Consider the following 11,459-nt stretch of genomic DNA (forward strand, 5'->3'; position numbering starts at 1 on the left):
TCCTACAGGTTGCCCGGAGACATGGCATTCCTACCCGTAGGACCTTGTCCGCGATGGCCGGACGTCCCGGCGCGATTCGCGGATGAGATCCGCTCCTACGCCGCAGGCCGGCACGGCTCGCTCCTACGAAGAGCCCCCACCCACGCCGTTCCTTGGGGACGTATGGTCCCACCGCGCCGGACCTTTGCGATATCCTCCCGGCTGTCCGGACCGTCCGAGGAGTCGTCATGCCGTCGCCCCGCCCCCTGCTCGCCCTGCCCCTGCTGTTGCTCGCCGCCTGCGCCAGCCAACCGAACCCGGTGGTCAGCCTGGAAAACGACAAGGCCTGCAAGCCCCTGGAACTGCACCAGGGCCAGGAACTGGTGCTGATGCTGCCGAGCAACCCCACCACCGGCTTCCGCTGGGAAGTGCGCAACCCCGCCGGCCGGGTGCTGGCCAGCCTGGGCCCGGAGGTCTACAACAATCCCGAGGACAGCGGCCTGGTCGGCAGCGCCGGCGAATCCACCTGGCGCTTCCGCGTCAGCGCCAGCGGCGAGGACCACCTGCAACTGGCCTACCGCCGCCCCTGGGAGGCCGACGTCGCCCCCGAGCGCACCTTCGACTGCGCGCTCAAGGTCCTCTGAGCGCGGCGCCAAATACCACCCGAACTGACGTCCGTGGCCTGGGGCCGCGGCGACGGCTGCGGCACAGTCGGCGCATCTTCCCGCGGAGAATCGACAGATGCGCTGGCTCTTGCCCCTGGCCGTCCTCGGCGGCCTCGCCTGCCTGCTGGGCATTGCCCTCGACCTGCCCTGGCTGCGCATGCTGTGCAAGCCGCTGCCGATCATCGCCCTGCTGGGCTGGGTCGGCGCCTCGCCGGCAACGCCCTACCGCCGCTGGATCGCCCTTGGCCTGGCGCTGTCGCTGCTCGGCGACGTGCTGCTGGAATGGCCGCTCGATGCCTTCCTTCCCGGCCTGTGCGCCTTCCTCCTCGGCCACCTGGCCTACCTCGCCGCCTACCTGGGCGAGACGCGGCGCCCGGCACCGCTGGCCCTGGCCTGCGCCGCGGTGCTCGGCGGCGGGCTGTTCCTGCTGCTCGACCGGCAGGGCCTGGGACCGCTGCGCCTGCCCATCGCGCTGTACAGCCTGGTGATCGCCAGCATGCTCTGGCGTGCCCTGGCCCGCCTGCCGCAGGCCTCACCCAGCGCACGCCTGGCCGCCGTCGGCGCCCTGCTGTTCGTGGTCTCCGACGGCATGATCGGCATCAACCGCTTCGTCTCGCCCTTCGCCGGCGCCGGCTACGCCATCATGCTCTGCTACTGGCTCGGCCAGTGGGGCATCGCCGCCTCGGTTAGTGCGCGCCGTACGCCTCTGCCATACTCCCAGGCGAACCCCGCCGCCTGAGGACGACATGCTGCGCTCCACCCTCACCGCCCTGTGCTGCGCGGCCGCCCTGGGCGCCACCGCCGAGCCGCTGCGCCTGGGCGGCGACGACTGGTGCCCCTACCTGTGCCCGCAGACGCCGGAGCAACCCGGCTACCTGCTCGAAGGCCTGGGCCAGGCCCTGCCCGAGCCGCCGCAATTCGAGAACCTGCCCTGGTCGCGGGCCCTGCAGATGGCCCGCGAAGGCCTGATCGACGGGGTGATCGGCGCCTACGCCGAGGAAAGCCAGGGCCTGCTGATCGGCCGCGAGCCCATCGCCTGGGCGGACATGCACCTCTACACCCGCGCCGACAGCGACTGGCGCTACCGCGGCCCGGCCTCCCTGGACGGGCTCGCCGTCGGCCTGGTACAGGGCTATTCCTATGGCGAGCAACTGGACGCCTGGCGCGACCGCAACCTGCACGACCATGAGCGGGTGCAGGTCCTCAGCGGCGAGCGCGTGCTCGAACGCAACCTGCAGAAGCTGCTGCTGGGCCGCGTCGACGTGGTGGTCGAGGACCGCCGCATCGTCGACCGCTACCTCAGGCGCCAGGGCCTCGACGGGCAGGTCCGCAGCGCAGGGGAACTGCCCAGCCCGCGGCCGATGTACGTCGCCCTGAGCCCGCACCTGAAGGACGCCGACGCACGCCTGGCGCAGCTCGACGAGGGCCTGCGCCAGCTTCGCGAAGACGACGCCTGGGCACCGCTGATGCGCGAATACCTGGTCACTGTCGACTGACATATTCGCCCTGTAGAAAAGTCCGGCAGGCACAGCCGCCATCGTCTATAGATCAAGTACCAGGGAGTATCGAATGGAGAGGTTTCATGCGTGCTGAAGTCCGTTTGCTGGGGATGCTTGGAACCTGTGCGATGCTTTCCGCCTGCGGCAGCCTGCTGCCCAGCGAACGCGCCGAGGTGCAGTCTCCCTTCATCGACTACCAGGACGCCGAGCACCGCTACGAACAGGTGGTGCCGGGCAGGACCACGCGCTCGCAACTGCTCAGCCTGGGCTTCGACCCGCTGACCCAGGGCAACGCCAAGATGCTCTCGTTCATCGACGTGCGGCTGCTCTTCGTGCAGCCGAACATCCCCATCGACTACCTGCCCGACGGCCTGGTGACCTGCCTGCAGGCCAAGGACCGCTGCATCGGCTACTCCTTCGACTTCAACAAGACCGACAGCCAGCGCATCGGCAGCTTCTGGGCCGACATGTTCAACTTCCGCAAGCGCCGCCAGGTCCAGGGCTGGTCGTTCCGCCCGGTGTTCGTGCTGATCGACGACGTGGTGGTGCACAAGGTCAGCAACGGCGAGCCGAACATCCGCCGCGTGGAAGACAAGAAGAACCCCCTGGGCCCGCTGCAGGGCGCCGGCGAATACTTTTCCGACAAGCTCAAGTGAAGCGCCGGGCTCGTCACCCGGAGGTTGGGGCGCCGCGCCCCGCTCGGCTACAATGCGCACCCCGTCGCCTCAGGCAGGCGCCGGCCGTCCGCACCACCCGTACCGAGGCCCCACCGCGTGAGCGAGTCTGACCGCATCTTCGCCCAACCCCTGGAACACGTCGCCGATTTCACCTTCAACGAGGACGTGGCGCGCGTCTTCCCGGACATGATCAAGCGCTCGGTGCCGGGCTACCCGACCATCGTCGAGAACATCGGCGTGCTCGGCGCCCGCTTCGCCCAGCCGCACAGCCTGATCTACGACCTGGGCTGCTCGCTGGGCGCGGTGACCCAGGCGTTGCGCCGCCACGTCAGGGCCGACGGCTGCCGGGTGCTGGGGGTGGACAACTCCGCCGCCATGCTGGCGCGCTGCCGCGAATACCTCAGCGCCCAGGACGCCATGTACCAGGAACTGCTGCCGGCGGACCTGCTGGAAGCGGACATCCTGCGCCTGGACTTGCAGCCCTGCTCGCTGGTGGCCATGAACTTCACCCTGCAGTTCATCGAGCCCGGCAGGCGCCTGGAGCTGCTGCAGCGCATCCGCCAGGCCCTGCTGCCCGGCGGCGCGCTGATCCTCTCGGAGAAGCTGCGCTTCAGCGATGCCGCCGAGCAGGAACTGCTGAACGAACTGCACCTGGACTTCAAGCGCGCCAACGGCTACAGCGAACTGGAAATCGCCCAGAAACGCACCGCCATCGAGAACGTGATGCGCCCGGACACCCTGGAAGAGCACCGCGAACGCCTGGCCCGGGCCGGCTTCTCCAAGGTGGTGCCGTGGTTCCAATGCCTGAACTTCGCCTCGCTGGTCGCCCTGCCATGATCGAACGCTTCGCCCTCGACGGCCTGTGCCGGGAACTGGCCGGCACGCCCCTGCAAGCCTGGAGCGAATCCCTCGCCGCGCAGCTCGCGGCCAAGGTGGAGGACGGCCACGGCGACCTGGAGCGCTGGCTGGCCGCCGTCGACCAGTTGCCCGGACTGCGCGCCGAAAGCATCGAGCTGGCCAGCTGCTTCGCCCTGGAAGGCCCCTGCGACGACGCCACCCGCGCCGCGCTGAAGACCGCCCTGCAAGGGCTGATCCCCTGGCGCAAGGGCCCCTTCGACGTGTTCGGCGTGCACATCGATACCGAGTGGCGTTCGGACTGGAAATGGGAGCGCGTCTCGCCGCACCTGGACCTGGCCGGCAAGCGCATCCTCGACGTCGGCTGCGGCAACGGCTACTACCAGTGGCGCATGCTCGGCGCCGGCGCCCGCAGCGTGGTGGGGGTGGACCCGAACTGGCTGTTCTTCTGCCAGTTCCTGGCCATGCGCCGCTACCTGGCGGACCTGCCGGCCTGGCACCTGCCGCTCACCCTGGAGGAGCTGCCGGAGAAGCTGGAAGGCTTCGACACGGTGTTCTCCATGGGCGTGCTCTACCACCGCCGCTCGCCCATCGACCACCTCTTCGCGCTCAAGGACTGCCTGCGCCGCGGCGGCGAGCTGGTGCTGGAAACCCTGGTGGTGGAAGGCGACGTCACCACCGTGCTGGTGCCGGAGGACCGCTACGCGCAGATGCGCAACGTCTGGTTCCTGCCCTCGGTGGCGGCCCTGGAGCTGTGGTTGCGCCGCGCCGGCTTCACCGACGTGCGCTGCGTCGACCAGAGCCGCACCACGGTGGAGGAACAGCGCTCCACCCAGTGGATGCGCTACCAGTCGCTGCCGGAATTCCTCGACCCGCACGACCCCACCCGCACCATCGAAGGCCTGCCGGCGCCGCTGCGCGCCACCCTGGTGGCGCGCAAGCCCTAGACCTGCGCACGCGCCCTGCGCGCGATTCGCGGCCAGGGGGAATGCCGTGGGTGGGGTTGCGTAGGAGCGGATCTCATCCGCGAATCGCGCCGGGACGTCCGGCTATCGCGGACAAGGTCCGCTCCTACGGTACGGGCAGGCCCGGCTTCTCGTAGGAGCGAGCTTGCTCGCGAATAAGCCCCGCAGCGGAGTCTGTTCGCGAGCAAGCTCGCTCCTACGAAGAGCGCCCCGGCGCAGCCGGCAAGACAATTGCTCCCACGACTGGGTCGTCCCAGGAAACGTAGGGCGTATAACCGTTCGCGGTTATACGCCGATACACCGCGGCCTCCACCAACGCCGAGGCCACGCCCGGAACCACCTTATGCTCAGCGCTTGGCAGCCGCCACGATCAGCGCCTTCATCTCCGCCACCGCCTGCTTGAAGCCGACGAACAGCGCGTGGGCCACCAGGGCGTGGCCGATGTTCAGTTCGTTGATCCCGCGGATCGCCGCCACGGGCTCGACGTTGTGGTAGTGCAGGCCGTGGCCGGCGTTGACGATCAGGCCGTGGGACAGGCCGGCCTCCACGCCGTCGCGGATGCGCGCCAGCTCCAGCGCGGTTTCCGCCACGCCGTGGGCGTCGGCGTAGCGCCCGGTGTGCAGTTCGATGGCCGGCGCGCCGACGCGGGCGGAGGCCTCGATCTGCCGCGGATCGGCGTCGATGAACAGCGACACCTCGCAGCCGGCGGCGGCCAGGCGCTGCACCGCGGCGTGGATGCGCGCTTCCTGGCCGGCCACGTCCAGGCCACCCTCGGTGGTCAGTTCCTGGCGGGTTTCCGGGACCAGGCAGACGTGGGCCGGGCGGATCGCCTCGGCGAAGGCCAGCATTTCCTCGGTCACGCCCATCTCGAAGTTCATGCGCGTCTGCAGCACCTCGGCGAGCACGCGCACGTCGCGGTCCTGGATGTGCCGGCGGTCCTCGCGCAGGTGCACGGTGATGCCGTCGGCGCCGGCTTCCTCGGCGTCCAGCGCAGCCTTGACCGGGTCCGGGTAGCGGGTGCCGCGGGCCTGGCGCAGGGTGGCGACGTGGTCGATGTTGACGCCGAGGAGGATGCGGTTGGCTTCAGTCACGGGGAGGTTCCTTGCGATTCATGAAGAGTTCGCGGCTGACCAGCGGTCGGCCACCGAGATGCGGCGCCAGGGCCTGGCGCATCAGGCGCTTGGCCGCGGCCAGGGCGCCGGGGGCGCTCCAGTCGGCCTCGGCCATGGCCAGCAGGTCGGCGCCATGGAACAGGCCCGGCTGGAAGCCGCCCACCGGTTCCAGGCCGGCATCGGGCAGCAGGCGGTACAGGCCGCCGGGGACGATATCTTGTCCGACAATATCGCGATCGAGGGCGAAACCATAGCCCAGCTCGTCCAGCAGCCGCCATTCGAAGGCGCGTAGCAAGGGCTCCAGCGGGCGCCCGGCGGCAAGCAGCGGCAGGGTCGCGCGGTAGTGCTCGAACAGCGGCGGATGCGGCACCTCCGCTGGCAGCAGGCGGATCAGCAATTCGTTGAGGTAGAGGCCGCTGAACAGCGCGTCGCTGGCCAGCAGGTTGGGGATGCCGGCGGCTTCCAGGCGCGAGACGTTCTTCAGCTCGCCACGGCCGCGGAACTCCGCCTCCAGCGGCACGAAGGGCCGCGCCAGGGCGCCGGACTTGCCGCGCGCGCCGCGCAGCACCGCGCGCAGGCGGCCTTCGGGGGTGAAGAAGTCCACCAGCGCGCTGGTTTCCTTGTACGGGCGGCTGTGCAGGATGAAGGTCGGCAGGGGGACGCTGACGAGGCTCATGCGCGGGTGCGGCCTTCAGGCGGCCCGCCTCAGCGGGCCGCGTGGGTGGGTGTCAGAGGTCGCCGTAGCCGAGCGAGCGCAGGGCGCGTTCGTCGTCGGACCAGCCGCCCTTCACCTTGACCCAGAGGTTGAGCATGACCTTGGAGTCGAACAGCACCTCCATGTCCTTGCGCGCGCTCTGGCCGATGCTTTTGATGCGCTCGCCCTTGTCGCCGATGATGATCTTCTTCTGCCCTTCGCGTTCCACCAGGATCAGCGCGTGGATGTGCAGCACGCGGCCTTCCTGCTTGAACTCCTCGATCTCCACAGTGATCTGGTAGGGCAGCTCGGCGCCGAGCTGGCGCATGATCTTCTCGCGCACCAGTTCGGCGGCGAGGAAGCGGCTGCTGCGGTCGGTGATCTGGTCTTCCGGGAAGAAGTGCTCGCTTTCCGGCAGGCGCTCGGCCACCAGTTGCTCCAGCACGTCGAGGTTCTGCCCATGCTGGGCGGAGATCGGCACCACTTCGGCCTTGGGCAGCAATCCGGTGAGCCATTGCAGGTGCGGCAGCAGCTCGGCCTTGTCTTCCAGGCGGTCGACCTTGTTCACCGCGATCAGCACCGGGCAGCTGACGTGCTGCACGCGGTCCAGGACCATCTGGTCCTCGTCGGTCCAGCGCAGGCGGTCGACCACGAAGATCACCACGTCCACGTCCTTCAGCGCGGCGCTGGCGGAGCGGTTCATGTAGCGGTTCAGCGCCTTGTCGTTGTCCTTGTGCAGGCCGGGGGTGTCGACGTACACCGCCTGCACCGCGCCTTCGGTCTTGATGCCGAGCAGGGTGTGGCGGGTGGTCTGCGGCTTGCGCGAGGTGATGGCCAGCTTCTGCCCGAGGATGTGGTTGAGCAGCGTCGACTTGCCCACGTTGGGGCGGCCGACGATGGCGACGTAGCCGCAGCGGCTGGTGTCGTCGAGTTGTTCAGTCATGGCCATTCTCCACGCCCAGGGCCACCAGCGCGGCGGCGGCGGCCACCTGCTCGGCGATGCGGCGGCTGCCGCCGTGCCCATGGGTCTTGTCGTTCAGCAGGGCCACTTCGCACTCGACGAAGAAGGTCCGGCAATGCGGTTCGCCCTGGATGTCCACCACGTCGTAGCGCGGCAGCTCGCAGGCGCGCGACTGCAGGAATTCCTGCAGGCGCGTCTTGGGGTCCTTGTTGGTGTCCACCGGGGTCAGCTCGCGCAGTTGCGGGCCGAGCCAGGCGAGGATGCGCTCGCGCGCGGAGTCCATGCCGGTGTCCAGGTAGATGGCGCCGATCAGCGCTTCCATGGCGTCGGCGAGGATCGACTCGCGGCGGAAACCGCCGCTCTTGAGCTCACCCGAGCCCAGGCGCAGGTAGTCGCCCAGTTCGAAGCCACGGGCCAGCAGGGCCAGGGTCTCGCCCTTGACCAGCCGTGCGCGCAGGCGCGACAGCTGGCCCTCGCGGGCCTGCGGGAAGTGGCTGAACAGGGCTTCGCCGATGACGAAGTTGAGGATGGCGTCACCGAGGAACTCCAGGCGCTCGTTGTTGCGCCCGGCGAAGCTGCGATGGGTCAGGGCCAGGACCATCAGGTCCTGGTCCTTGAAGGTGTAGCCGAGCTTGCGCTCGAGTCGATCCAGGGTATTGCTCACGGCGTTCTTACACGGAATTCTTTGTCGAAGTGGACCACCAGATCGAGGTTCTCGATCAGCGGCTCGCGTTTTTCATACTTCAGGTGCGCGCGGAACTCGTTGTTGTCCTGTTCCACGGTCAGCGCATCCTGCAGCTTCAGGTCGCGGATGTTGTTGATGGTCAGCGCCTTGTCCACGTAAGAGTAGAACTCCGGGACGCTGCGCACATCCGCCGCCTTGTCGGTTTCCACCGCCTTGATGGCCTTCTCGATGGCGTAGTAGTCGAGGTAGTGCGGAATGATCTTGAACGCGGTACTGGCCAGGAAGGCCACAATGGCCAGCACTACCAGCCAACCCAGCAACGACATCCCCTTCTGCGAACCTGCGTACTTCATGCTGACCTCATGTCGGTATGGTTCTCATCCCCCGCCACCGGCGGTTCCAAGTGCAAGCGGGGCGGACCCGCTCCCCGCGCGCCGCCCCGCCCTTCGTTCTAGCACCGACCGGCGGCCGGCGCTCGACGCAGCTCACATTCAGTGAATCACGCCGACCCGCGAGAAGTTCGGCAGGTTGCGCAGTTTCGGGTCCGGCCAGCTCATCCACACGGCGAAGGCCTTGCCGACGATGTTGCGGTCCGGAACCATGCCCAGCAGCTCCTTCGGGATCTTCGGATCGTTCCAGTAGCGGCTGTCGTTGGAGTTGTCGCGGTTGTCGCCCATCATGAAGTAGTGCTCGGCCGGGACCGTCCACTCCTTGCCGGGCTCGACGCGGTAGCGCGTCATTTCCTTGCGGATCAGGTGCTCGGCCTCGCCCAGCTTCTCCTTGTACAGGGTCACGCTGCCCAGGCTGCCCGGCTCCTCGCCGACCAGTTGCTCGGCCACCAGCTGGTCGTTGACGTACAGGCGCTTGTCGCTGGTGTAGCGCACGCGGTCACCCGGCACGCCGACCACGCGCTTGATGTAGTTGATGTTCGGGTCGCTGGGGTAGCGGAACACCATCACGTCGCCGCGCTGCGGGTCGCCGACCGGGATCACCTTGGCGTCCAGCACCGGCAGGCGGATGCCGTAGGCGAACTTGTTGACCAGGATGAAGTCGCCGACCTCGAGGGTGGGCTTCATCGAGCCGGAGGGGATCTGGAACGGCTCGACCAGGAAGGAACGCAGCACCAGCACGATGAACAGTACCGGGAAGAAGGACTTGCCGTACTCGATCAGCACGGGTTCCTTGTTCAGCTTGTCCAGCACCTCCGGATCGGGCTCGGCGACCGAGCCCTGGTAGGCGGAGATGGCGGCCCGGCGGCGCGGCGCGAAGAGCACCAGGTCGACCAGGGCCAGGGCGCCGCACAGGGCGACGGCTATCACCAGCAACAGCGGGAAATTCAGCGTCATAGAATCTAACTGTCCACTTTGAGCACGGCGAGGAAGGCTTCCTGGGGAATCTCCACGCTACCGACCTGCTTCATCCTTTTCTTACCGGCCTTCTGCTTCTCCAGCAGCTTGCGCTTACGGCTCACGTCACCACCGTAGCACTTGGCCAGCACGTTCTTCCTGAGCGCCTTGACCGTCGAGCGAGCGATGATCTGCCCGCCGATGGCCGCCTGAATCGCGACGTCGAACATCTGACGCGGGATCAGTTCCTTCATCTTCTCCACCAGCTGGCGCCCCTTGTAGGGGGCGTTGTCGCGGTGGACGATCAGGGCGAGGGCGTCCACCTTCTCGCCGTTGATCAGCACGTCGAGACGGACCAGGTTGGCCGGCTCGAAGCGGTCGAAGCTATAGTCCAGCGAGGCGTAGCCGCGGCTGGTGGACTTCAGACGGTCGAAGAAGTCCAGCACCACTTCGTTCATCGGCATGTCGTAGATCACCTGGACCTGGCCGCTGAGGAAGTGCATGTCACGCTGCACACCGCGTTTCTCGATGCACAGGGTAATGACGTTGCCCAGGTGCTCCTGGGGCACAAGGATGGTCGCCCGGCAGATCGGCTCGCGCATCTCGTCGATGGACGAAAGGTCGGGAAGCTTGGACGGGTTGTCGACGTAGAGGATCTCGCCGTTCTTCTGCACGATCTCGAAGATCACCGTCGGCGCCGTGGTGATCAGGTCCAGGTCGTATTCGCGCTCCAGGCGCTCCTGGATGATCTCCATGTGCAGCATGCCGAGGAAGCCGATGCGGAAGCCGAAGCCCAGGGCCTCGGAGCTTTCCGGCTCGTACTGCAGGGCGGCGTCGTTCAGGGTCAGCTTCTGCAGCGCTTCGCGGAAGTCCTCGAAGTCGTCGGAGCTGACCGGGAACAGGCCGGCGTAGACCTGCGGCTTGATGCGCTTGAAGCCCGGCAGCACGTCCACGTCGGGGGTGTTGCTGAGGGTCAGGGTGTCACCCACGGGGGCGCCGTGGATGTCCTTGATGCCGGCGATGATGAAGCCCACCTCGCCGGCCTTGAGGTCGGGCATCTCGGTGTGTTTCGGGGTGAATACACCGACGCTGTCCACCTGGTGCAGCTTGCCGGTGGACTTCACCAGGATCTTGTCGCCCTTCTTCACCCGGCCGTGCTTGACCCGCACCAGCGAGACCACGCCCAGGTAGTTGTCGAACCAGGAGTCGATGATCAGCGCCTGCAGCGGCGCGTCGATCTCGCCCTCGGGGGCCGGGATGGTCGTCACCAGGCGCTCGAGCACCTCGTCCACGCCCATGCCGCTCTTGGCCGAGCAGGCCACGGCGTCGGTGGCATCGATGCCGATGATGCTCTCGATCTCGTCCTTCACGCGGTCCGGGTCGGCCTGCGGCAGGTCCATCTTGTTCAGCACGGGCATGACTTCCAGGCCCTGCTCGATGGCGGTGTAGCAGTTGGCCACCGACTGCGCCTCGACGCCCTGGCCGGCGTCCACCACCAGCAGCGCGCCCTCGCAGGCGGCCAGGGAACGGCTGACCTCGTAGGTGAAGTCGACGTGGCCGGGGGTGTCGATGAAGTTCAGCTGGTAGGTCTTACCGTCCTGCGCCTTGTAGTGCAGGGTGACGCTGTGGGCCTTGATGGTGATGCCGCGCTCGCGCTCCAGGTCCATGGAATCCAGGACCTGAGCCTCCATCTCGCGGTCGGAAAGACCACCGCACATCTGGATGAAGCGGTCGGCCAGGGTCGACTTGCCATGGTCGATGTGGGCGATGATGGAGAAATTGCGGATATGACTCAGGTCACTCACGGCTTGACACACTCGGAAGGCTGAAGGCGGCGATCCGCCGAAAAATAGCCGGGGAGTTTACCTGAATCCGCCGCCACGCGTCACCCTGCGACGCAGCGCAGCCGACGCCCAGTGGCCGCCATCCAGTACGTTGGTACGAGCCGTCCGCCTCCAACGTAGGATTTTCCCACCCCGCCCACGGCCCTAGTGTCCTTCGTGCAGCCGCACGCCGACCAA

Annotated in this window: 13 protein-coding genes; 6 read left to right on the top strand and 7 right to left on the bottom strand. The window is 67.6% G+C overall.

Annotation, left to right across the window (positions count from 1 at the left end):
• Positions 1–227 precede the first annotated feature (227 nt).
• From DK254_RS30700 to cmoB, 6 genes are all read left to right on the top strand, one after another.
• Positions 228–623, top strand: coding sequence for a protease inhibitor I42 family protein (locus tag DK254_RS30700; RefSeq protein ID WP_109936856.1), 396 nt, complete (start codon positions 228–230; stop codon positions 621–623).
• Positions 624–720: 97 nt separating this feature from the next.
• Positions 721–1,383 carry a lysoplasmalogenase gene (locus DK254_RS30705; protein ID WP_109936857.1) on the top strand — a complete coding sequence of 221 codons (663 nt, stop codon included), beginning with the start codon at positions 721–723 and terminating at the stop codon, positions 1,381–1,383.
• A gap of 7 nt (positions 1,384–1,390) precedes the next feature.
• Positions 1,391–2,140, top strand: a complete 750-nt coding sequence (locus DK254_RS30710; protein ID WP_109936858.1) for an ABC transporter substrate-binding protein — start codon at positions 1,391–1,393, stop codon at positions 2,138–2,140.
• A gap of 86 nt (positions 2,141–2,226) precedes the next feature.
• Positions 2,227–2,799, top strand: coding sequence for a hypothetical protein (locus tag DK254_RS30715; RefSeq protein WP_089391478.1), 573 nt, complete (start codon positions 2,227–2,229; stop codon positions 2,797–2,799).
• 117 nt (positions 2,800–2,916) lie between these two features.
• A complete protein-coding gene (cmoA, locus tag DK254_RS30720) occupies positions 2,917–3,657 on the top strand; it encodes a carboxy-S-adenosyl-L-methionine synthase CmoA (RefSeq protein ID WP_109936859.1) in 741 nt (246 codons plus the stop codon).
• On the top strand, positions 3,654–4,622 hold the full coding sequence (gene cmoB / locus DK254_RS30725) for a tRNA 5-methoxyuridine(34)/uridine 5-oxyacetic acid(34) synthase CmoB (RefSeq protein WP_109936860.1): 969 nt from the start codon (positions 3,654–3,656) through the stop codon (positions 4,620–4,622). The genes cmoA and cmoB overlap by 4 nt, the downstream gene beginning before the upstream one ends.
• Positions 4,623–4,987: 365 nt before the next feature.
• Here the strand turns inward: cmoB and pdxJ are convergent, their stop codons facing one another.
• The 7 genes from pdxJ to lepA form a co-directional block, all read right to left on the bottom strand.
• Positions 4,988–5,731, bottom strand: coding sequence for a pyridoxine 5'-phosphate synthase (gene pdxJ, locus DK254_RS30730; RefSeq protein WP_109936861.1), 744 nt, complete (start codon positions 5,729–5,731; stop codon positions 4,988–4,990).
• The gene (gene recO, locus DK254_RS30735) at positions 5,724–6,428 is read right to left on the bottom strand and encodes a DNA repair protein RecO (protein WP_109936862.1); all 705 of its coding nucleotides are present in this window, start codon (positions 6,426–6,428) and stop codon (positions 5,724–5,726) included. Before recO ends, pdxJ begins: the two co-directional genes overlap by 8 nt.
• Before the next feature lie 52 nt (positions 6,429–6,480).
• Positions 6,481–7,395, bottom strand: coding sequence for a GTPase Era (era, locus tag DK254_RS30740; protein WP_371921190.1), 915 nt, complete (start codon positions 7,393–7,395; stop codon positions 6,481–6,483).
• The gene (gene rnc / locus DK254_RS30745) at positions 7,382–8,071 is read right to left on the bottom strand and encodes a ribonuclease III (RefSeq protein ID WP_009616452.1); all 690 of its coding nucleotides are present in this window, start codon (positions 8,069–8,071) and stop codon (positions 7,382–7,384) included. The genes era and rnc overlap by 14 nt, the downstream gene beginning before the upstream one ends.
• A complete protein-coding gene (locus DK254_RS30750; RefSeq protein ID WP_089391471.1) occupies positions 8,068–8,445 on the bottom strand; it encodes a DUF4845 domain-containing protein in 378 nt (125 codons plus the stop codon). Before DK254_RS30750 ends, rnc begins: the two co-directional genes overlap by 4 nt.
• A 138-nt stretch (positions 8,446–8,583) precedes the next feature.
• On the bottom strand, positions 8,584–9,438 hold the full coding sequence (lepB, locus tag DK254_RS30755) for a signal peptidase I (RefSeq protein ID WP_109936863.1): 855 nt from the start codon (positions 9,436–9,438) through the stop codon (positions 8,584–8,586).
• Between the two features lie 5 nt (positions 9,439–9,443).
• Positions 9,444–11,243, bottom strand: coding sequence for a translation elongation factor 4 (gene lepA, locus DK254_RS30760; protein WP_109936864.1), 1,800 nt, complete (start codon positions 11,241–11,243; stop codon positions 9,444–9,446).
• Between the last annotated feature and the right edge of the window lie 216 nt (positions 11,244–11,459).

It is taken from the genome of Pseudomonas sp. RW407 (assembly GCF_003176655.1).
GTDB lineage: Bacteria > Pseudomonadota > Gammaproteobacteria > Pseudomonadales > Pseudomonadaceae > Pseudomonas > Pseudomonas delhiensis.